The 21,314-nt window shown below is 44.0% G+C and carries 25 protein-coding genes; 17 read left to right on the forward strand and 8 right to left on the reverse strand.

Going from position 1 to position 21,314, the window contains the following annotated elements; translation table 11 throughout:
• The first annotated feature begins 4 nt into the window (after nucleotides 1-4).
• The 5 genes from arfB to DN752_RS21400 all read left to right on the forward strand — a co-directional run bounded on the left by arfB (nucleotide 5) and on the right by DN752_RS21400 (nucleotide 2,518).
• On the forward strand, nucleotides 5-418 hold the full coding sequence (gene arfB / locus DN752_RS21380) for an alternative ribosome rescue aminoacyl-tRNA hydrolase ArfB (RefSeq protein ID WP_170134467.1): 414 nt from the start codon (nucleotides 5-7) through the stop codon (nucleotides 416-418).
• Nucleotides 419-721: 303 nt separating this feature from the next.
• Complete coding sequence (locus DN752_RS21385) at nucleotides 722-901, forward strand: hypothetical protein (protein ID WP_112785868.1); 180 nt, start codon at nucleotides 722-724, stop codon at nucleotides 899-901.
• A 105-nt stretch (nucleotides 902-1,006) separates the two neighbouring features.
• The gene (locus tag DN752_RS25025; protein ID WP_262511704.1) at nucleotides 1,007-1,453 is read left to right on the forward strand and encodes an RHS repeat domain-containing protein; all 447 of its coding nucleotides are present in this window, start codon (nucleotides 1,007-1,009) and stop codon (nucleotides 1,451-1,453) included.
• 209 nt (nucleotides 1,454-1,662) lie between these two features.
• Nucleotides 1,663-2,133 (forward strand): hypothetical protein, encoded by a 471-nt coding sequence (locus DN752_RS21395; protein WP_112785870.1) that lies wholly within the window; start codon nucleotides 1,663-1,665, stop codon nucleotides 2,131-2,133.
• Nucleotides 2,099-2,518 (forward strand): hypothetical protein, encoded by a 420-nt coding sequence (locus DN752_RS21400; protein ID WP_112785871.1) that lies wholly within the window; start codon nucleotides 2,099-2,101, stop codon nucleotides 2,516-2,518. The genes DN752_RS21395 and DN752_RS21400 overlap by 35 nt, the downstream gene beginning before the upstream one ends.
• Before the next feature lie 208 nt (nucleotides 2,519-2,726).
• Here DN752_RS21400 and DN752_RS21405 read toward each other — a convergent pair whose 3' ends face one another.
• Nucleotides 2,727-2,969 (reverse strand): hypothetical protein, encoded by a 243-nt coding sequence (locus DN752_RS21405; protein WP_112785872.1) that lies wholly within the window; start codon nucleotides 2,967-2,969, stop codon nucleotides 2,727-2,729.
• A gap of 71 nt (nucleotides 2,970-3,040) precedes the next feature.
• Between DN752_RS21405 and tnpA the strand changes: the two genes are divergently transcribed.
• The 4 genes from tnpA (at nucleotide 3,041) to DN752_RS21425 (ending at nucleotide 4,397) form a co-directional block, all read left to right on the forward strand.
• A complete protein-coding gene (tnpA, locus tag DN752_RS21410) occupies nucleotides 3,041-3,286 on the forward strand; it encodes an IS200/IS605 family transposase (protein WP_262511705.1) in 246 nt (81 codons plus the stop codon).
• Between the two features lie 212 nt (nucleotides 3,287-3,498).
• Nucleotides 3,499-3,738 (forward strand): addiction module protein, encoded by a 240-nt coding sequence (locus tag DN752_RS21415; protein ID WP_245949346.1) that lies wholly within the window; start codon nucleotides 3,499-3,501, stop codon nucleotides 3,736-3,738.
• Entirely contained in the window at nucleotides 3,728-4,030 is a 303-nt protein-coding gene (locus tag DN752_RS21420; RefSeq protein WP_112785875.1) for a type II toxin-antitoxin system RelE/ParE family toxin, read from the forward strand. Before DN752_RS21415 ends, DN752_RS21420 begins: the two co-directional genes overlap by 11 nt.
• A 160-nt stretch (nucleotides 4,031-4,190) precedes the next feature.
• A complete protein-coding gene (locus DN752_RS21425) occupies nucleotides 4,191-4,397 on the forward strand; it encodes a hypothetical protein (RefSeq protein WP_162633305.1) in 207 nt (68 codons plus the stop codon).
• A gap of 232 nt (nucleotides 4,398-4,629) precedes the next feature.
• Here the strand turns inward: DN752_RS21425 and DN752_RS21430 are convergent, their stop codons facing one another.
• The 4 genes from DN752_RS21430 to DN752_RS21445 all read right to left on the reverse strand — a co-directional run bounded on the left by DN752_RS21430 (nucleotide 4,630) and on the right by DN752_RS21445 (nucleotide 8,298).
• Nucleotides 4,630-5,529, reverse strand: coding sequence for a cation diffusion facilitator family transporter (locus DN752_RS21430; RefSeq protein ID WP_112785877.1), 900 nt, complete (start codon nucleotides 5,527-5,529; stop codon nucleotides 4,630-4,632).
• A gap of 98 nt (nucleotides 5,530-5,627) precedes the next feature.
• Nucleotides 5,628-6,140 carry a YdeI/OmpD-associated family protein gene (locus DN752_RS21435; protein WP_112785878.1) on the reverse strand — a complete coding sequence of 171 codons (513 nt, stop codon included), beginning with the start codon at nucleotides 6,138-6,140 and terminating at the stop codon, nucleotides 5,628-5,630.
• 12 nt (nucleotides 6,141-6,152) lie between these two features.
• Nucleotides 6,153-7,154: a type I glyceraldehyde-3-phosphate dehydrogenase gene (gap, locus tag DN752_RS21440; protein WP_112785879.1), complete on the reverse strand. Its 1,002-nt coding sequence runs from the start codon at nucleotides 7,152-7,154 to the stop codon at nucleotides 6,153-6,155.
• A gap of 919 nt (nucleotides 7,155-8,073) precedes the next feature.
• Entirely contained in the window at nucleotides 8,074-8,298 is a 225-nt protein-coding gene (locus DN752_RS21445; RefSeq protein WP_162633306.1) for a hypothetical protein, read from the reverse strand.
• Nucleotides 8,299-8,637: 339 nt separating this feature from the next.
• Here DN752_RS21445 and dnaB point away from each other — a divergent pair, with 339 nt between their 5' ends.
• Nucleotides 8,638-10,236: a replicative DNA helicase gene (gene dnaB / locus DN752_RS21450; protein WP_112785881.1), complete on the forward strand. Its 1,599-nt coding sequence runs from the start codon at nucleotides 8,638-8,640 to the stop codon at nucleotides 10,234-10,236.
• Nucleotides 10,237-10,510: 274 nt separating this feature from the next.
• Entirely contained in the window at nucleotides 10,511-11,509 is a 999-nt protein-coding gene (locus DN752_RS21455; protein WP_112785882.1) for a quinone oxidoreductase family protein, read from the forward strand.
• Between the two features lie 51 nt (nucleotides 11,510-11,560).
• On the opposite strand, the gene DN752_RS21460 is transcribed toward DN752_RS21455, so the two are convergent.
• Nucleotides 11,561-11,896 (reverse strand): tetratricopeptide repeat protein, encoded by a 336-nt coding sequence (locus tag DN752_RS21460; protein WP_112785883.1) that lies wholly within the window; start codon nucleotides 11,894-11,896, stop codon nucleotides 11,561-11,563.
• An 889-nt stretch (nucleotides 11,897-12,785) separates the two neighbouring features.
• On the opposite strand from DN752_RS21460, the gene DN752_RS21470 reads away from it, so the two are divergent.
• From DN752_RS21470 to DN752_RS21485, 4 genes are all read left to right on the forward strand, one after another.
• Nucleotides 12,786-13,523 carry an electron transfer flavoprotein subunit beta/FixA family protein gene (locus tag DN752_RS21470; protein WP_112785885.1) on the forward strand — a complete coding sequence of 246 codons (738 nt, stop codon included), beginning with the start codon at nucleotides 12,786-12,788 and terminating at the stop codon, nucleotides 13,521-13,523.
• A 30-nt stretch (nucleotides 13,524-13,553) separates the two neighbouring features.
• A complete protein-coding gene (locus DN752_RS21475; protein ID WP_112785886.1) occupies nucleotides 13,554-14,519 on the forward strand; it encodes an electron transfer flavoprotein subunit alpha/FixB family protein in 966 nt (321 codons plus the stop codon).
• 6 nt (nucleotides 14,520-14,525) lie between these two features.
• Nucleotides 14,526-15,131 (forward strand): bifunctional nuclease family protein, encoded by a 606-nt coding sequence (locus DN752_RS21480; RefSeq protein WP_112785887.1) that lies wholly within the window; start codon nucleotides 14,526-14,528, stop codon nucleotides 15,129-15,131.
• Nucleotides 15,132-15,255: 124 nt separating this feature from the next.
• Nucleotides 15,256-16,542, forward strand: a complete 1,287-nt coding sequence (locus tag DN752_RS21485; protein ID WP_112785888.1) for a NupC/NupG family nucleoside CNT transporter — start codon at nucleotides 15,256-15,258, stop codon at nucleotides 16,540-16,542.
• 218 nt (nucleotides 16,543-16,760) lie between these two features.
• On the opposite strand, the gene DN752_RS21490 is transcribed toward DN752_RS21485, so the two are convergent.
• The gene (locus tag DN752_RS21490) at nucleotides 16,761-17,201 is read right to left on the reverse strand and encodes a peptidylprolyl isomerase (RefSeq protein WP_112785889.1); all 441 of its coding nucleotides are present in this window, start codon (nucleotides 17,199-17,201) and stop codon (nucleotides 16,761-16,763) included.
• Between the two features lie 161 nt (nucleotides 17,202-17,362).
• Here DN752_RS21490 and DN752_RS21495 point away from each other — a divergent pair, with 161 nt between their 5' ends.
• A complete protein-coding gene (locus DN752_RS21495) occupies nucleotides 17,363-17,632 on the forward strand; it encodes a hypothetical protein (protein ID WP_112785890.1) in 270 nt (89 codons plus the stop codon).
• Nucleotides 17,633-17,666: 34 nt separating this feature from the next.
• On the opposite strand, the gene pckA is transcribed toward DN752_RS21495, so the two are convergent.
• Nucleotides 17,667-19,262: a phosphoenolpyruvate carboxykinase (ATP) gene (pckA, locus tag DN752_RS21500; RefSeq protein WP_112785891.1), complete on the reverse strand. Its 1,596-nt coding sequence runs from the start codon at nucleotides 19,260-19,262 to the stop codon at nucleotides 17,667-17,669.
• Nucleotides 19,263-19,561: 299 nt separating this feature from the next.
• Here pckA and DN752_RS21505 point away from each other — a divergent pair, with 299 nt between their 5' ends.
• Nucleotides 19,562-21,145, forward strand: a complete 1,584-nt coding sequence (locus tag DN752_RS21505; protein WP_112785892.1) for a peptide MFS transporter — start codon at nucleotides 19,562-19,564, stop codon at nucleotides 21,143-21,145.
• Nucleotides 21,146-21,314: the final 169 nt, after the last annotated feature.

A 21,314-nucleotide genomic window follows, 5' to 3' on the forward strand; every position in this document is an offset into this window, starting at 1 on the left:
TATTATGCGTACCGCATCACAGATTTCCCGTTTGGATTTTAGCAATGAGGTTACTTTTAAGACTGCCAAAAGCGGTGGTCCCGGAGGACAAAACGTCAACAAGGTCAATACCAAGGTTCAGTTGGTTTTTGACGTGAGAAGCTCCCAAATCCTTACAGAAGAAGAAAAAGACAAGGTGTTGGAGCAGCTGGGCACAAAACTCAATGCCGACGGGCATATCCAAGTGGTGGTGCAGGAAAGCCGGTCGCAGCTACAGAATAAAACCTTGGCATTACAAAAGTTCGGTCAATTGATCAGCAAGGTGTTTGTAAGAAAGAAAAAGCGGAAACCCACCAAGCCTACCAAATCCGCAGTCAAGAAACGCCTTGACAACAAAAAACGAAAAGGCGAGAAGAAACAGTGGAGGAGGAAGCTGTAGATAATGTGTTTTTTATTATAAACATGAACTCGATTTATTATTCGTATTAGAAATCAGGCTCTTGGGAAATTTTATTGATCCATAGTGATGTACCTACGGCACATGACCGAAAGCTGATGGGGGTGGCTGTTACCAAGCTTTCATACCTACGGCATGAAGGGCTTAAGCCTATGGTAAAGGTTTGGTGATACTCTATAGCAAGCTCCGCATGAAACCACTGGCTAGGTGGATTTGAGTTGAAAACTCCAGGCTAGTGGTTCCGCAGCATAGCGGTCGGAACAACCATAGCCTTCAGGCTAACGCATGGAACTTTATCAGGAAGTGGTCGCAGAAGAGCCAGGGTATTATTATATTTACCTCAGCAATGACAGCCGGAGGCTTTCTGAGGCGTTTCTCGATAGTCATACGGGACAGGCTTTTGATTATTTTGAGGTGGAAGTATCCGAAGGTCCCGTGGTGCAGATGACTGAGGGCCGAGCGTGAAGAATCAGTCCGGTGGACTGATTTAGCGAGGAGCCAGCTTGCAGGGGAGGAAATGGCCTTATCTCCCAAAACTGGGTCCGTGAAGGAGAAGCCTTCACCAAGGAACTGTTCCAGTCCAAGACCCTAGATGTAAAAACCGGTTGGTATGACTTCCATGCCAGACAGTATGATCCGGCATTGGGAAGGTGGTTTGCGGTAGATCCGCAGAATCAGTTTATAAGTCCTTACCTGGTGATGGGGAATAATCCAATAGTTGGGATTGATCCGGATGGGGAGTTTGTGGTTCCTGCACTAATTGGGGCTGCAATTAGTTTCTTAACAAATGGAATTGCAAATGTATCAAGTGGAGAAGGTTTTTTTAAGAATGCCGGCTTAGCAGCTATTACAGGAGCAGTTGGTGGGGCAGCTTCGTTCGGAATAGGGCAGGTAGCATCTAGTTTATCCGGAATAGGAAAGGTTGGATTTCAGGCTGGTGCACATAGTTTGTTAGGAGGTTCTATGAATGCTGCTATGGGGGGGATTTTGGCTCTGGTGCATTATCGGGGGCTTTAGGTTCCCTCGGAGCAAGTGTTACTCAAGGCTTTACTTCAAATGTAAATAACAAATTTATTAAAGGTGCTGCAGGAATAGGTGGTGGGGCACTTCTAGGAGGAATAGGATCAACAGCGTCTGGTGGAAGATTTTGGGATGGATTTAGAAATGGTGCTATTAGTTCTGGGTTAAATCATGGAATCCATACTGGATTATTTGGTGATGGTTTGATGGCTGCAGCAATTTCAGGAAAAACCAGGCACTTATTTTATGCTGATGGATATTTTGTTGGCCTCACGGTTGATGCTAGTTTTGGAGGTGCTATATCCACGGAAGCAGGTGGATTATTAATAACAAGAGGCGATGATAAAGGTTGGCACATACTTAGAGATAAAGGGGCAGGAATGATATCCGATATTCAGGTGTCCGGAGGAATCGAAGTCTCTAAATTTTATTTTACTGGATCGGTAAATGATTTAAATCTTTATACTTTTGGAGGTCTACGAGGTGAAGCTAATTTAAATTTAACCCTTTTACCATTTGTATCTGCAGGTGTTACAGGATCATATGCCAATGTAAAAGGAGGAAAGTTGTTTAGTTTGGGGAATACCATTTCTATAGGAGCGTCGGCTTTAGAATTTCTTTTTGCAAATGTTGGGTTAAACTATGGACAATCAACTGTTCAATATGGAAATAAATGAAAAATTTAATATGAAACTATTTGTTATCGTTATAATTGCTTTCTTTTTTATTATTAGCTGTGAGGAGCCAAAAGAACTGTGGGTAGATTGTCAAACAAATTTAGATACTACTTGGATTTTAAATGAACAAGAGAGAGGTGGTTGGTTTGTTAATGACAGCCTAATCCTTTCGGCTGGTATTCAGCCGTATGATAAAAGCCTCTGCGATAGTATTGGGATTAGGTCATTGACACTTTGGACTCCTTCAGGTAAATCGAGGCCATGCAGTTTAGGTGATTTATTTCCTCCATTTCAAATATATAAAAAAGCTTGGAATGACTCTTTATTTGTTCTCCAAGATAATATGGTAATTCTATTTCAAATCCCAAAACACTTGTGCAATTGATTAAAACTGGCATTTGGTAGTTACCAATTCTGGTGGGGAAGCTTCATCTGGTCCAAGTCTTCAGCGCAGCGGTGACTTGGACAAGATACTTACCAAATCTTCCGACTGGAAGAATAAGGAATTTATTTCTTTAAAACGGCCTCCTTTAACTCCCTGTTATCTTCCTTTAGTTCCTGAATGTCAGCTTTCATTTCGATCATGTGGAGGGTCATTTCTTCCATTTTTTGAGCAGGAGTAAATTCATTTCCTTAAGGTTGATGCCTTCTTTCTCCATTTTGGTAGCCGAAGGGATTTCGGGAAGGTGCTTGTATGCCTTGATGTAGGCCGCTGTTTCTTCCAGGGAGGGGAGAGGATAACCGGATGGGGAGCTAGCTTGGTTTGTGATTCCTGCAATAGTTGGGTTTTTTTTGTTACAGAATGCCTTGCAACTTAGCTTGCTTGATAAAAGCATCGAGCAGGGCAAATACATGGTTCTTATTTTCAGGGGGCATTTTTTGAATCCCTAGGAATCCTATTCATTTAATTTTATCGGTTTCGCCACATTTGTCGGTAAGCGGTTTGGTCAAGGAGTTGAAGGGTAAGAGTAGCTGGAAGGTGTTGAGTGAGTTCAAGAGCTTGTCAAGACAGTACTGGGTTCGTTATTTCTGGGTTCGAGGCTATTTTGTGGAGAGTTCGGGAAATGTGACCGATGAGGTAATTATGGAATATATTAAGAACCAAGACGTAGAGAAAGAGTCAGACGATGATTTCAAGATTAGCGATTCCTGAGTCGTCATTTGACGACTTTCCCACCAACCCACCAACATTTGTCGGTGGTAGTTTAGTAGACTGATCTTTCTCATTTAATACCTAAGTTCATAACTTGACGTTAACTCGGACCAAAATTCATTCTGAAGGTGGCTGTACAGAAACGCCATCCGATGGGGTGAATCAATTGCAAAAATAAATCGTTAACTTTAACGTGCAAAATTATGATAGATATGGACGTACAATCTGTTAAAATCGATCTTATCCACTGGCTTACCGAGCTTCAGGACAAGTCTGTCCTTAAAAAACTTCAAGGGTTAAAAGAACAGCAGGAAAGTTCTTTTGAATTAAGTGCAGAACAGAAGAAGGAACTGGACAGCAGGCTTGAGAAGTATGAAAACGGGGAAATGAGGTTCTCCTCATGGGAGACGGTAAAGGACAGGGTAAGAAAGCGTGCAAAAGATGCCCTATAACTATCGATTATCCGAAGAGGCGGAATCGGATGTTTACGACTCCTATCTTTGGTATGAAAAGCAAAAGGAAGGTTTGGGAGAGGATTTTTTGAATGCACTTGATGCAGTGGAACAAGCCATAACCGACAATCCGACAACTTATCGTAGCCGTTACAAAAAGAAAGTCAGGGCTTTTGTAGTAGACCGTTTTCCGTACCAGGTTTTGTATGTTGTCAATGGGAATGATATTGATGTCATATCCGTGTTCAACACAAATCAGCACCCCGAAAGGTGGAAAAAACGGGTGAAATAGCCCTGCTCTACAAAGTGACGTTTGGAGTAACGATGACGGTCACGGGTAAAGCGGCGTTCGTTATCATCATCCGGCCAAAAACCAAACCAGTATCCCGTTATTCCGACAGCTATGCTGCGGAATGGTGTAAGTGGAGTCTCCGACTCCAAACGAAACCAATGTGCCCCATGAGGAACTTTATCAGGAAGTAGTGGCGGAAGAGCCGGGATATTATTACATTTCTGCCACGGCAGACAAGTACCTAAGTAGCGACAGCAAGCGGCTTTCTGAGGCGTTTCCCGATAGTCATACGGGACAGGCTTTTGATGATTTTGAGGTGGAAGTATCCGAAGGTCCCGTGATTCAGATGACTGAGGGCAGAGCGTGAAGAATCAGTCCGGTGGACTGATTTAGCGAGGAGCCAGCTTGCAGGGGAGGAAATGGCCTTATCTCCCAAAACTGGGTCCGTGAAGGAGAAGCCTTCACCAAGGAACTGTTCCAGTCCAAGACCTTAGATGTAAAAACCGGTTGGTATGACTTCCATGCCAGACAGTATGATGCAGCAATTGGTGCGGTTTCTTATATATTTGAGGTTTACATACAGAGAGTTAGCAAGAGGCCTAAGAAGAGCTGTTTGGGGAATCCAATGGCTCCATGGCACATTGCTCACCTGGGAGTTCTACTTCGATGGTATGGTGGGAAAAGGGGTAATCCTTGAGGAGTTTTTTTAAGGCCTTCTTTAGTGCGAGCATTTCGTCAAGGCCCTGTACTTCTTTGAGCTTAATATGGGCAGTGAAGACGTGTTTTTCACCGTCCAGTGACCAGATGTGGACATGGTGCAGGGACTGGACATGGGGGAGTTGGAGTAACTTTTCTTTGATTTCTTTTTCATTGATTTCACTTGGGCTGGCCTGTAAGAAAATCATGAGTGTTTCCTTCAGCCTTTTGATGACATTCCAAAGGATATATAAGGTGATCAGAAGTGAAAGCACCGGGTCGATATAGGGAGTATCCACAAAAAGCATCACGATGGAAGCCACCAATACCGCAGCCCAGCCCAACACATCTTCAATAAGATGCCAAGAAATCACCTTTTCGTTTAGGGTTTTGCCATGGCTCAGGCGATAGGCTGCATAGCCGTTTACCAGCACTCCGATGATGGCAAAGACCAGCATGCCTTGTGCATCGGATGGTTCTGGGTGGATGATGCGAGTGACGGCTTCTTTGATGATAAAGACCGATCCGCCAAACAGGATAAGCCCATTGATCAGTGCGCCAAGAAGCGTGAACCTCTTATATCCAAAGGTGAAGGTTTTGGTCGCTTCTTTATCTGATTTGCGGGCAAGGTACCAAGAAAGTCCTAGTGATAAGCTATCTCCTAAATCATGCAAAGCATCCGATATGATCGCAATACTGTTGACGTACAGTCCTCCGAAAAACTCCAAAACAGTAAAGGCCAGATTAAGAAAAAAAGCCAGTTTGATGTTTTGGTGCCCATGGTGATGGTGATGATGCGACATACGGTGTTTCTTTTCATTGGTGCGCTACAAAACTAGCAGGAAATGGAGTTAACACAGTTGCAGAAAAGGAATTTGTACTATCTGGTAGGACAAAACCATCACCTCCCCAAGTTGTTGTAATACTTGATTTTTTCGTTGAGTATTTTAAAATCCAAGGTGCCCTTTGCCTCCTTGAGGTGCTCTACGATGGCCAAGGCTTTATTCAGTCGGCTGTTGCTGTTTTTTACCTTGGTGACGATATAGACCAAGCTTCTTTGCTTGCCCATGGTCAATGAGCGAAAATACTTGTTTCCTTCCTCATCTTGATCAAGGAGGACCTGAAGCTCCTCGGGCATGTCATGACCAAATTCAGATCGGTCTTTTTCGAGATTGATGGTCACCTTTTTCCCCTCTTGAATGCCCAGTTTTTCTCTCAGGGTGGTGTTGAGCAGGATAAACCAATAGGCCTTGCTTTTCATAAGCGCTGCATGAAATCGAATAGTCGCGATTTTACAGATTACCCGACGGTCATCTCCTTCTATAAAAGCAGTGGCGACATCATCTGGCACTGGCAAATGGTACTGCCAAAGATTGGAATCAAATTTTTCCAAGGTGGTACTGACGGTCTTCATGAGCGCTTGTTTTTAGTCAAAACGGCTGATTTTCCCAATGAGGTCAACCACTCGGTTCGCATAACCAGACTCATTATCATACCAACCGATGATTTTGATCAGCGCACCATTGGCCTCGGTGAGGCTGGCATCGAAAATACAGGAATGGGGGTTTCCGATGATGTCTACAGACACCAATGGGGCTTCCGTGTATTCAATATACCCCTTCATGCTCGAATTAGCGGCCTCAAGCATGGTTTTGTTGATTTCTTCTTTGGTGGTGGCTCTCTTTAGTAGCACATTCATTTCGGTGAGCGATCCATCAGGAACGGGCACTCGATAGGCCATGGCGTGGAGTTTTCCTTTGATCTGGGGAAGGACGAGCTCGACCGCTTTGGCGGCATTAGTGGTGGTGGGAATAATGGAGCAGGCAGCAGCACGTGCCCTTCTCAGGTCACGGTGTGGAGCATCTTGTAGGTTTTGGTCAGCCGTATAAGAATGTACCGTGGAGACAAAGCCTTTTTCAATACCAAAATGGTCTTCCAATACCTTGACCATAGGTGCCAGGCAGTTAGTGGTACAGGAGGCATTGGAGACAATCGGTTCGTTTCCTGTGAGGATGGCATCGTTCACACCGAGCACCACCGTGGGCACATCCCCCAAAGCAGGAGCAGAGATGATCACGCGTTTGGCACCGGCTTGAAGGTGGCCTTCTGCCTTTTTCTTTTCGACAAATCGCCCCGTACATTCGACCACGATGTCCACATCCAATTCTTTCCAAGGGAGTTTGCTGGGCGATTGCTTACCGTAGATTTGAATGGTTTTACCATCTATGAGAAGAGAATCGGGTTGGGGGGTGATTTCAGCCTGAAATTTCCCATGAACGGAATCGTACTTGAGCAAGTGCGCAAGGTTGGTGATGTCCATCAGGTCATTGATGGCCACTACGTTGATTTTTGGATGTTGCTGAAGTAGCTTAAATACATAGCGGCCGATCCGCCCGAAGCCATTGATGGCCACATTGACTTTAGTCATGCTCTTAACCTAATTTGGGTCCTTTATATATTATGGGAGGGTGAAATTACGAAAGAACCGTCATATTGACTACAAACCAATGGTGATTTGGAGGAGGTATTGTATTTAACCACATAGGAAGATAGAAAACATAGGTTTTTTGAATAATGATGGAACGCTGATAATGCAGGTTTTCACTGGTTTTTAAAAGAACCACATAGGAACATGAGGACACATAGAGGAGTTGGTATCCCTATGTTTTTATTGATGAGGCTAACCTCAAACCACCTCCCCAAGAGCGGCTATGATAATTGGAGGTGAGTTAAAAACTCAATTTTCGTGGTTCCGCAGCACAGCTGCTGTAACAACAGGCTCCTGCTGTGCCCTATGTGTCTATGTTGTTCAACTACATTTGGCAAAGCCCATAAAACGCCCAAGACTGATTTTTAAAAGAACCACATAAGAACATGAGGACACATAGCGCAGTGTGTACCCCTATGTTTTTTATTGATGAGGCTAACCTCAAACCATCTCCCCAAGAGCAGCTCTCATAAGTGGAGGTGAGTTAAAAACTCAATTTTTGTGGTTCCGCAGCACAGCTGCTGTAACAACAGGTTCCTACTGTGCCCTATGTGTCTATGTTGTTCAACTACATTTGGCAAAGCCCATAAAACGTCCAAGACTGGTTTTTAAAAGAACCACATAGGAACATGAGGACACATAGCGCAGTGGGTACCCCTATGTTTTTGATTGATGAGGCTAACCTCAAACCACCTCCCGAAGAGCAGCTCTCAAAGTGGAGGTGAGTTAAAAACTCAATTTTCGTGGTTCCGCAGCACAGCTGCTGTAACAACAGGATTCTGCTGTGCCCTATGTGTCTATATTGTTCAACTACATTAGCTGTTTTGGTTACTTCTTTTTTGGGATCTTGGAATAAGGGTTACAAAAGGCAAGTACATTCTTCTTCAGTACGGCTGGAATCGACTTTTACCTTGGTATGGGAAGTAGCTAAAGGCTTGGGGACATGCAGAGGGAGGCGGATTATGGCGATTTCCTTTAATATTGTAACTGGCCTAAGTTCTGTAATGCCAAGGCTTTTAAAGGCATAATCCACTTTTCCAGGGAATGTCATCATCAGCATTCCACATGTAATAATAGCAATCATTTTTAATTTATGGGTTCGTCTCATAATTCTTTCCTGTTCCAGGAATTTTAATAAAGAAAAATACAGGTTACCCTGTTGTGATTGATAATACTGTTGATCGTAATGTGATGTGTGTAGCTGTGTGAGAGTAAATATACTGCTATTCAGTGTTTTATGAAATACCGTGAAAGTGGTATTTTTTACTAATTATGATCAATTTGTCCATTATTGTAGTGATATTGATCTGGAGAGTAAGTGTGTGTTTACAAGTTGTTGATCATTAGAAGCTTACAAAAGTGTTGATAACGAGGTGCATAAATTGTTTAAAATGTTTGAAGTAAAGCCATTACATTTGTTGTTATGGCAGAGAGAAACACCGCAGGATGGGAGCGTAATCCGCTCCGGAGAAAGAATAACTTAGAGCAAAACATGGCAGGCGGCGTGGGAAAGATCCCACCCCAGGCCATTGATTTGGAAGAGGCTGTGCTTGGTGCTCTGATGCTGGAAAAAGAGGCCATCACCACAGTGGTGGACATTCTTAAGCCAGACAGTTTTTATAAAGATGCCCATAGGGAAATCTATGATGCTATTTTGCAACTTTTTAATGAAAGTGAGCCGATCGACTTGCTTACCGTCACCAATAAGCTAAGGAAAAACGGAAAGCTAGAAGTAGCAGGAGGGGCTTACTACATCACGGAACTGACCTCAAAGATTTCTTCCGCCGCCAATATTGAATATCATGCCCGGATCATCACAGAGATGGCCATGAAGCGCCACATGATCCGCATATGCTCAGAGATTCAGAAGGAAGCTTACGAAGAGACGACGGACGTGTTTGAGCTACTGGATACTATGGAGCAATCGCTGTTTGAGATATCGGAAAACAATATCCGCAAGAACTACGCAGACATGAAGTCCATCATGCGTGAAGCCATTACGGAGCTGGAAGGCAAGAAAGACTTGGCGGATGGACTTACCGGAGTGCCGAGTGGATTTACGGCGTTGGATAGGGTGACATCGGGCTGGCAAAAATCCGATTTGGTGATTATAGCTGCCCGTCCGGCGATGGGTAAAACAGCCTTTGTGCTTTCTGTACTTCGGAATGCCTCGGTGGATCACAGTAGGCCAGTGGCGATATTTTCTTTGGAGATGTCCGCAGTTCAGTTGGTCAACCGTCTGATCTCTTCAGAGGCAGAATTGGACTCTGAGAAGATCAAAAAAGGAAACTTGGCGGATTATGAGTGGGAGCAGCTGATCCATAAGACCAGTAAACTTTCCTCGGCACCTTTGTTTGTGGATGATACGCCAGCCTTGTCCATTTTGGAACTCCGGGCAAAGTGTCGCCGATTGAAGGCACAGAGTGATATCCAAATGATCGTAATCGATTACCTTCAGCTGATGTCTGGCGATTCCAAAGCCAGTGCTAGTGGTAACCGTGAGCAGGAGATTTCCAGTATTTCCAGGGCCCTTAAGAAAATTGCCAAAGAGCTTGAAGTGCCGGTGATTGCGCTTTCCCAGTTGTCAAGGGCAGTGGAGACAAGGGGCGGAGACAAGCGGCCACAGCTGTCCGATTTGAGGGAATCCGGAGCGATCGAGCAGGATGCGGATATTGTAATGTTCCTTTACCGTCCAGAATACTATGGTATCAATGAGGATGAAGAAGGCAATAGTACTATGGGCACAGGAGAGGTGATTATTGCGAAGCACAGGAGTGGTTCTTTGGAGACGGTCAAATTGCGATTTATCGGTAAATACACCAAGTTTACGGACTTGGACTTGAATGTGCCTTATCAGCCGCAAGGTCAGGAAGCCATGTATGGCAATAAATTCCCGAGCGCTGCTGGTGGCAAAGATTTTGACGATAGTAACATGATCAGGATCCAGAGTAAAGCCAACGGCCCTGATGAAGAGGATGGTTTCCCAGGAGGCATGGGGAGTAATGAGCCTGCGCCGTTCTAGTCTTTCGGCTACGCTCAAGAACACCTTCGGCTACGCTCAGGAGCACTTTCGGCTACGCTCAGGAGTACTTTCGGCTACGCTCAGGAACACCTTCGGTTACGCTCAAGAACAGCTGCAGCTACGCTCAGGAACACCATCGGCCGCGGTCAGGGAAACCTTCGGGTACACGCAGGAATACTACCCGCGCTAACTGCCGTGTAGACAGTTCTGCTCATGGGGCGGGAAGTGCACAGATGAATGAAACAACCAATAACCACATAACTAATAACCAACTATGCAAGGACTTGTTTTAGATCAGGAAAATACTTCAGGAATCGCTATCAAAGAAGTGACTTTACCCAACTTAAAACCCCAAGAGGTGAAAGTAAAAGTAAAAGCTGCGGCTTTGAACCACCGTGATGAGTGGTGCCGGCAAGGGAAATACCCCAATATCAAAAATGGGATCATTTTGGGATCCGATGGTGCCGGAGTGGTGGAAGAAGTAGGAGAAAAGGTGGACAAAGGTTGGTTAGGCAAGGAGGTCATCATCAATGCTGCTAATTTTTGGGGGGATAAACAAGAAGTCCAATCGGGCGAGTTTCAGATATTGGGAATGCCCGGAAATGGCACCCTCGCAGAATATGTGCAAGTGGATGCTTCTAGGTTATGTAAAAAACCGGTTCATTTATCATTTGAAGAAGCGGCGGCATTGCCATTGGCAGGCTTGACGGCATATCGAGCGGCCTTCTATCATGGCCAGCTTAAGAAGGGAATGAAGCTTTTGGTTACCGGGTTTGGAGGCGGTGTGGCCCAATTTGCGACCCAATTCGGTATCGCTGCAGGTGCGGAAGTTTATGTGAACAGTGGGAGTGAGGAGAAACTGAAAAAAGCGACAGCATTGGGAGTGTCTGGTGGCTTTAATTATAACGATGAAAACTGGGCTCAGCAAGCGGTGGATCAAACAGGTGGATTTGAATTGATCATCGATTCGGCCATGGGGGCTACTTTTTCTAACCTGATCCAAGCATTGCAACCAGGCGGTAAGTTGGTGTTTTATGGAGCTACGCTTGGCAATCCTCCTATGCTGGATGCTAGAAGGGTTTTTTGGAACCAACTGACCATTCAGGGGACTACGATGGGAAGCGACAGGGATTTTGAGGAAATGGTGCAGTTTGTCACTGAGCAAGAGATCACTCCAGTGGTGGACTCGGTTTTTGATTTTTCGAATGCGGTGGAGGCTTTTGAGCGAATGTCAGCAGGAAAGCAGACGGGCAAAATCGTGGTAAAATTATAAAGTTTACTATCAGTTGGATTGGGGCAATGTCTATCTTCTCTCCAGAAACAGTTATTCATCCAAGTCATTTTCGAACAAGAAATTCTGAAAGGCATTTTTGAGTTCCCTTAGTGCATGTTGGTCATTTTGGGATTTGGCAAGCTCAATGCCTGATTTGTAGATGGAAAGCGCCTTTTCGATCTCTTCTATTTCTGCATTCAAAGCAGCGGCATGGAAGTAGGTAGGAAGGTATTCTGGGTGCTTATCCAACAGTTGATCAAAATAGCCTACCGCTTTTTTTAAGTCGATGTTTTGATATTCTAGCGCCAGGGCGTAGATGTTAAAAGGATTGTCAGGTTCATCTTTTACAAATTGCTGCAATAATTCTATTCGTGATGTATTCGCCATAAGCTGTCGGGTCTTCAATGATGGGTAAAGTGCAAATATAAGGTAAAAAGGATGTTTTGAAAGCCCATTTCATTGTGGTGGATAGCCTGATTGTAGATCAAGTGTAAAAGTTGGGGATTGGAGGTGATTTGGATAGCACGCTGATTCCGCGGATGATGATGGTTTGCGCTGATTTTTTTGCTTATACTGGAAAAGCCAAGTGTATAAAAAAAGCCCTGAAAGGGTGTAGCAACCTTAGCCATGGGCAACACCCATGGTGAACATCTTTTTAAGAGGAGGTGGGTTGAAAAAGAGTGTTGCAACTCGCAGCGGCGAGCTGCCACGGCTTCCACTCCCTCAAATCTCCTCCTAAAACCCTGTTTGGTTCCAGACAGGCCTGCCTTTGGCTTCAGACAGGCTCGCAGTGCATGTGCCGATATTGTACGGGGACGGTTTTATAATCGAACCGAGGTTATGAAGAAAGTGTGTCGAAAATCATTCTCCCAAGAGATATTGCTTGGACCTTGATTTTTTTGGCCCAATGGTTCAGAAAACGGTTCAGTCTTAATGGAAGGTAGTTGGATTTATCAAGTGGTGTATAGCTAGTGGTAAGGTATAACCATAAATTATTGTCCATAGCCAAAATCAATTCATTCGGGATAGGTATTGAACGGCCTTTTTTTTATTTTTGGACATTCTATAGCGAATGAAAAGCTATCCAATAGTATCGTACTCAAAAGGCAAGCCTGCAAGATCTATTTTTGATGATGTTTTCCAATGAAATTATCCAGGCCATTTTATCGTTATTATAGACAGTACTTGTCATGAGTGATGATGCTTATAGGAGGCGACATTACCCAATAGGCGTTTTTGAAAAAGAATTTAGTAGACAACTAACAATATAAAATATATGAAAATTCTGGTTTGTATTACACACGTGCCGGATACCACATCCAAAATCCAATTTACAGACAATAACACTAAATTTGATAAAAACGGTGTTCAGTTTATTATTGGGCCTTATGATGACTATGCACTTGCCAGAGCGGTGGAGCTTCGTGATCAGACGGGTGGCAAGCTCACGGTACTTAATGTAGGCGAAGCCGAAACTGAGCCAACCTTAAGGAAAGCCTTGGCGATCGGTGCCGATGAGGCCATTCGAGTAAATGCCTTTCCTTCCGATTCACTATTTGTGGCCAATCAAATCGCTCATTATGCCAAGGAAGGCGGCTATGATTTGATCTTGATGGGCAGGGAGTCGATCGATTTTAATGGCGGTATGGTACATGGGATGGTAGCTGAAACCCTCGGTATGCCATCTGTCTCTCCTGTGATGAAACTGGACTTAGAAGGAGAAGTAGCGAAGATTTCTCGTGAAATAGAAGGTGGAAAAGAACAGTTGGAAGTGAAGCTGCCTTTTGTGGCGGGATGTCAAGAACCCATTGCAGAATGGAAGATTCCCAATATGCGGGGAATAATGTCCGCACGTACCAAGCCCTTGAACGTGGTAGAGGCAGTTAGTGATGAAGCAGCTACTGAGACGGTCGGTTATGAACTGCCACCTGCAAAAGGGGCTGTAAAGCTGATCGATAAGGACAATGTGCAAGAGTTGGTGCAATTGCTGCAGACCGATGCTAAAGTTCTTTAAATTTTTCCTTCATTAAAAAACTGAATTAACATGTCTATTTTAGTATATATAGAGCACGCAGAAGGTGCTATCAAAAAAACATCACTAGAAGCAGTCTCTTATGCGAGCGCCTTGGCCGAAAAAGAAGGCAAGGAGGTAGTGGCTGTTGCGCTGGGAGCCATCGAAGAGAATGAGCTGGCAAAAGCTGGTACAGCAGGAGCACAAAAAGTACTGCACATAGCCGATGAAAAACTCAATGCCGGTGTGATCCAAGCTCATGCCAGTGCGGTAGCCCAAGCGTACGAAAAAGCAGGTGCGGATACCTTGGTATTGGCCAAATCTTCTCTTGGAGACGCTGTGGCAGCTCGGCTGTCAGTGAAGCTAAAAGCTGGATTGGCTTCCAATGTGGTCGCTTTACCTGATGAAGATGGTGGATATAAAGTGAAAAGGAGCATTTATACCGGCAAGGCATTTACCAGTACCCTTATCACTACACCCCATAAGATACTTGCAGTAAAGAAAAATGCCGTTCCTCTTAAAGAATACGGTGGCGCTGCCACAGTAGAAGCGCTTGATGTGACATTGGAAGAGGGGGATTTTGCTGCCAAGATTACTTCGACGGATAAGGCTACAGGTGAGATTTCGCTGCCGGAAGCAGATATTATCGTATCGGGAGGTCGCGGCATGAAAGGCCCTGAAAACTGGAACCTTATCGAAGATCTCGCAAAAGCAATGGGAGCGGCTACTGGGTGTTCCAAGCCCGTTTCTGATAGTGGCTGGAGACCTCACCATGAGCACGTAGGACAGACAGGTGTAAAAGTAGCACCAAGTTTATACGTAGCAGTTGGAATTTCAGGCGCTATTCAACATCTTGCAGGTGTAAACGCTTCCAAAAACATTGTAGTGATCAATAAAGATCCGGAAGCACCATTTTTCAAGGCTGCAGACTATGGGATAGTTGGTGATGCTTTTGAAATTTTGCCAAAACTTACAGAGGCTATCAAAGCAATAAAATAAAAGCGAGTGGAGAACACAGTAGAACTAGAAATATTAGGTTTATCATCGAATCACTCCCAGTCAGGCTCATTTACACTGGTGATGGGAGAGACTACTGGCACGAGAAGGTTGCCGATTGTCATTGGGATGTTTGAGGCGCAAGCTATTGCCATCGAAATAGAAAAGATCGTTCCCAATCGTCCCATGACACATGATTTGTTCAAATCTTTTGCGAGCAATTTTGGGTTTTCGGTGGGGTACATCTTGGTTTCGGACATGAGAGAGGGTGTTTTTTATGCCAAAATTGTCTGCAAGGATGGGAAGAAAAATGTGGAAATAGATGCGAGGCCTTCTGATGCTATAGCAATAGCTGTCCGTTTTGATGCTCCTATCTATTGTGAAAACAAAGTAATGTCTGAGGCTGCTATCGAATTCAATGAAGAAGAGGAAGGAAAAGGAGATGAAAAGGCCAAGCCTGAGGGTAAGAAAGTAGCTTCTGCCAAACCTCGGCAGCACGAACCCCTCAAGGATTATAGCTTGGATAAGCTTAACCAAATGCTTGATAAGGCCATAAACAGTGAGGATTATGAACAAGCTGCCCGGATCAGAGATGAGATAAACCGAAGGAATTAACAGTATGAAAAACCTGGGCAATAAAAGCTCAGGTTTTTTGTTTCTATTCATGCCTTAAAATACCTTATATTTACTTTTTATTTAATTGGGCAAGCCAGCGATTGTTGGCCAACAAATGTGAAATATGGATTATTTGAGAGGTGTAATAGGGATTGTAGCGCTTCTGGGCGTTGCTTTTCTTTTTTCAGCAAATAGAAAATCGGTGGATTGGAGATTAGTGGGGATCGGCGTGGTGTTGCAGATAGTGTTTGGGTTTTTGATTACAAAAGTGGCGTTTGTTGAAAAAGTTTTTGCCAGTGTGAGTGGTGCTTTTGTCAAGCTATTGAGCTTTGCGCAAGCTGGAGCGATTTTTCTTTTTGGTGATTTGGCCACAGATTCGTTTGGGACCATATTTGCCTTTCAGGTATTGCCTACTATTATTTTCTTTTCGACAGTCTCTGCTGGGCTCTATTATTTAGGTGTCTTACAGAAAATCGTATATGGCATCGCTTGGGTGATGGCTCGTACCATGAAGCTTTCTGGTGCAGAAAGCCTTTCAGCAGCAGGTAACATATTCCTAGGTCAGACGGAGGCACCGCTGCTCGTCAGGCCTTTTATTCCTACGATGACCCGATCTGAACTGATGTGCCTCATGACCGGAGGCATGGCCACCATTGCGGGAGGCGTGTTGGCTGCGTATGTGGCATTTCTAGGAGGAGACGATCCCGCAGAACAAAGTAAATTCGCATCTTACCTATTGGGAGCAAGCATTATGAATGCCCCCGCTGCTATAGTAATGTCAAAGTTGATCATCCCTGAGACCAATAAGGAAAACTTGAATGATAAGCTGCAAGTGAACAGCGATGGTATGGGGGTAAACTTAATCGATGCCATGTCGATAGGAGCTTCCGATGGGTTGAAGTTGGCATTGAATGTAGGCGGGATGTTGCTTGCCTTTATAGCTGTGATTGCGATGCTCAACTACCTTTTGTCGGGTGTGTTGGGGGACATGACTGGGCTTAATGAAATAGTGGTCAGTTCTACCAATGGTAGATTTGATGGGTTTTCGTTGGAGTATATCCTAGGTCAAGTTTTTCGTGTATTTGCTTGGTTGATGGGCGTGGAGTGGCAGGACACCCTTCAGGTTGGCTCGCTGTTAGGTCAGAAAACAGTGATCAACGAGTTTGTGGCATATTCTGATTTATCATCCATGAAAGCGGAAGGTAACTTATCTCCAAAATCAATCATCATTGCTACCTATGCCCTTTGTGGGTTTTCTAACTTTAGCTCCATTGCCATCCAAGTGGGGGGGATCGGGAGCATTGCACCGGGACAGCAAGGTGATCTTTCAAAACTGGGCATGCATGCGCTTTTAGCAGCGACATTGGCCTGTATGATGACTGCGACGATAGCGGGAATGTTATTTAGTTAGACAAAAAAATAAGAGGCTAGTTGAACCCGGAATATACATTAGCCTATCTGTTGCGATCTGAAACTGCTTCAAAATCAGCCGTTTCACTTTAGTTTTCGGCATAACCGTAGCGGTGCTACGCTAATACCTCCAAACTAACTGATTTTCTTGCAATTTCAGCTCTCACTACGATTCCTAACGCATAATCCGGGTTGAACAGCTTCCTATGCGAAAAATGGTTATTCTGTTTCAGAAATAATGATTTTTTCGATTTTGTCGCCTTGGCGGATTTGGTCAATTACATCCAGGCCTTCTACGACTTTTCCAAAACACGTATGGTTTCTGTCCAAGTGAGCGGTATTGTCCCTGCTATGACAAACGAAAAATTGCGAGCCACCGGTGTTTCTACCAGCATGGGCCATCGATAGGACGCCACGTTCATGGTGCTGGTTATCTCCATCTAGTTCACAATCAATGGTGTATCCAGGTCCGCCTGCGCCATTCCCTTTGGGACAGCCTCCTTGGATAACGAAGTTTGGAATTACTCGGTGAAAGGTAAGTCCATCGTAAAATCCTTTTTGAGAGAGGTCTACAAAATTCTTAACCGTATTGGGAGCGTCTTTTTCATAAAACTCCACCTTCATGGTCCCTTTTTCTGTTATTATTTCTGCTGTTTTCATGAATTAATTGTTTCATGCAAATATAGTAAAACTTCCTGTGATGATAACAGATTAATATTGGTGTAAATAGCTTATTTTGTATATTTTTTACCAAAAAAATCCTATTTTATTTATTTTGGTGTGTTTTTTGATTATCTTATGTTAACCAAACTTATTTAATCATGAATAATAGAGAAAAGTTAGAGAAAATGGACAGAGCTTTGAGGTTATTGGATGACCTAAAACATAGCCAAGTGGCTTTGATAGAGAAAGCTTCCCAGCTCCAACTTGATGCCATGGAGTTCAATTTTTCAAACATGGAGAAAAATATGGGAGATTTGTATACGCGCTACAATGAGTCCCTTGATATACTCAATGAAGAGTTAGAGCGATTTGAGATCAGAAGAAATAAATTTGAACAAGAACACGGGTTGGATAAGGAAGAAGAATAAGAAAAAGCCCTCCACATTTTATGGAGGGCTTTTTTTATGAGTTGGGAGCTCCCGCCATGATTTCACCAGATGCGAAGTCCTCGAATTGTTTGAAGTTTTCTGCAAAGGCCAAGGCCAGTTGGTGAGCTTTGTGGTCATACTCCAAAGGATTTTCCCATGTGTCCCTTGGATTGAGTAGGTTACTAGGGACATTAGGGCAGGTTTGGGGAATGGCTACATTGAATATCTCGTGGGTTCGGTAAGTTACATTTTTTAAGTTGCCTTCCAGGGCTGCAGTGATCATTGCCCTTGTGTAGCTTAGCTTTATGCGTGTGCCAATGCCGAAAGAACCACCCGTCCAGCCAGTATTGACCAACCAGACATTGACGTCATGATCTTTCATTTTCTTACCGAATAGTGTAGCATACATTGTGGGGTGAAGTGGTAAGAATGCCGCACCAAAACAAGCAGAAAATGTTTTTTTTGGTTCAGAAATGCCCATTTCCGTGCCTGCTACTTTTGAGGTATATCCTGAAATGAAATGGTACATTGCTTGGCTATTGTTGAGTTTTGAGATGGGAGGTATCACTCCAAAGGCATCCGCGGTGAGCAAGAAGATGTTTTTGGGAATAGTGCCCAAGGGTGGTACAATCGCATTTTGTATGTGATGGAGAGGATAGGCCGTTCGGGTATTTTCCGTGAGGTGCTTATCCGTATAGTCTACGGTCCTGGTTCCGGGAAAGTAGCGGGTGTTTTCCAGGATAGCCCCGTACTTAATGGCATCCCAGATTTCGGGTTCTCGGTCTCTGTTGATATCCACTACTTTTGCGTAGCATCCTCCTTCAAAATTAAATATTCCGTTATTGGTCCAGCCATGCTCATCGTCTCCTACGAGTTTTCTTTCGGGGTCTGCGGACAGTGTGGTCTTTCCTGTTCCGGACAATCCAAAGAATACTGCGGTATCACCAGCCTTACCGATGTTTGCCGAACAATGCATGGACAATACCTTTTCTTTTAATGGCAAGAGGTAATTCATGACGGAAAAGATCCCTTTTTTGATCTCGCCAGCATAGGCAGTGCCACCGATCAATATTATTTTTTTACTGAGATGGATAATGGTGAAGTTCTTTCCTCTGGTACCATCTACAAATGGATCTGCTTCGAATTCAGGGATACAGATTACCGTATATTCGGGTTTGAAGTGTTGTAATTCTTCCTGGTCAGGTCTCAGGAACATGTTATGGCAAAATAAATTATGCCAAGCCAACGTAGTGTAAACCCGAATGTTTAGTCTGTACCTTGCGTCAGCCCCTGCATAAACATCTCTTGCGTAGAGGGGTGATTTTTTGAGATAAGAGCACATCCTATCGAGGATATTGTCAAAATGAGATTCCGAAAGAGGAATATTGATACTTCCCCACCAAATATTTCCTTTGGTCGTCTCGTCAGAAACGATATATCGGTCCTTTGGGGATCTTCCTGTGAATTTTCCTGTGTCAGTCATCAGAGCACCAGTGTCTGTAAGGGTGCCTTCTTTTCTCGCGAGAGACTGCTCGAGGAGTTCAGCTGGAGTAAGATTGAGTTTTACCTGACCATTGTCCAATTGCTCGTGCAATTGCGACTGATCAGTAGTAGGGCTTGTACTGAACATATAGCTATAAAGTTATTTGGGTTATACAAAAAAGGTATTGTTACAAATATATAAGAAATAGCATTTACCATAGCTGTATTGTTGGAAAAAAAGTGCTTTTTCAAACGATTTCGGAGGGTGTTTTTAACGTGCCTGTTGAGGTAGTCATGTAACGGCATGTTAGATAGAGGATGGTGCCAGTGTTCCTAAATCGATTAATATGATGGTGTAACAAAATGGGACATTTTTGATAGATTAGGAAAAAATCTCTTATCATTGTAGGATTAAATAGCTAATTAATTCAGGAATTATATACCCAAATGTTACAGAACGAAGAAACGAAAAACCACGAAATTGACAGAGGTTTTGATGGGCCATCCATGTTTGGCCATCCGAGAGGATTGATGACATTGTTTTTTACCGAAATGTGGGAGCGCTTCAGTTATTATGGAATGAGGGCGCTTTTGATCTTGTTTATGACCACTGCGGTAATAGACGGGGGGCTTGGTTTTGATGACAAGACATCCGGTGCTATATATGGTTTGTACACCATGGGAGTTTACCTTTTGGCATTACCGGGAGGCTGGCTTGCTGACAGGCTTCTAGGACTTAAAAAATCGGTGTGGTATGGTGGGATTATCATTGCCTTAGGGCATTTCACTATGGGATTACCGGGGATTCTTTCACTTTTGGATGGAGGTCATGAAGCAACATCAGCGTTGAGCTCCTTGGATACGACTTCCTTCTTTTTAGGTTTGATTCTAATCGTAGTAGGGACGGGGCTTCTGAAACCGAATATCAGTTCTATCGTTGGGCAGTTGTACCATGACGGTAGCTCCAAGCGTGACGCAGGTTTTTCCATTTTTTATATGGGGATCAATATCGGTGGATTTATTGCACCGATTATTTGTAGTACTTTTGCGGAAATTGACTGGCATTTAGGTTTTGGAGCTGCAGGCTTTGGTATGATCCTAGGGTTGATTCAGTATAGGTTGACTTCAGGGACGCTAAGGGGCAAGGGAGACTTGGCAGAGCCGCAGTCAGAGGAAGAGATCGCCCATAGGAGGAGGTTAAGGTTATTTACATTCCTTACGGTAGTAGTAGTAGCGGTTGTGCTTTTTCTAATGTTTCAAGGAGTAATAGTCATTAATGCTGCAATGATAGCTGACGCTTCTTATAAAGTGATTGGAGTCGTCGCTGCGGCGTTCTTTATTTATATTTTACTGTTTGGAGGCTTGACCAGGGATGAAAAGAAGAAAGTAGGCGTAATTGCTATTTTGCTTTGTTTTGGTGCCCTATTTTGGTCTGGATTTGAGCAGGCTGGCTCCACGCTGAATCTTTTTGCTGAACGGTTTACAGATCGGCAAGTGATGGGATGGGAGATACCATCAGGGTATTTCCAGTCAGCAAACTCCTTATTTATAGTGATTTTTGCCCCGATTTTTGCTGCATTATGGGTTTGGCTGGCCAAGCGGCATTTGGAGCCGAGTTCACCGATCAAATTTGCCTTTGGTCTGTTGTTGTTAGGGGTTGGGTTTTTGGTGATGTATTTTGCTGCGAAGGTAGCTGCTTCAGGTGATATGGCAGCGCCCAGTTGGCTACTGTTCACCTATCTATTTCACACTTTTGGCGAGCTGAGTTTGAGTCCGGTGGGTTTAAGCCTTACGACTAAGCTTGCGCCGAAGAAGTTTCAGGGACAAATGATGGGCATGTGGTTCTTGTCCGTGGCACTAGGAAACCTCGTAGCGGGGATTATAGCTGGAGAGGCCAGTGGAGAAACCAAAGAGGCTGTAGCCGAAATGCCCGATCAATATATGTTGATCGTAATGGTGTCCGTGGGAGCAGGGCTGCTTCTTTTACTGATCACCAAGCCAATTAGAAAATTAATGGGAAATGTAAGATAACAAAAAAGGGAGCTGATTCAGCTCCCTTTTTTGTTGCATTTATCGTGGATTGATTAATCCTCTTTCTTGTCTCCTTTGAAAAGCGTATTTCTAATATCTATATTGGAAATTCCTGCTCCTAAACCAATGAGGATACATACTATTAATATAAATAACTGGGCTCCTGAGC

The organism is Echinicola strongylocentroti, from assembly GCF_003260975.1.
GTDB lineage: Bacteria > Bacteroidota > Bacteroidia > Cytophagales > Cyclobacteriaceae > Echinicola > Echinicola strongylocentroti.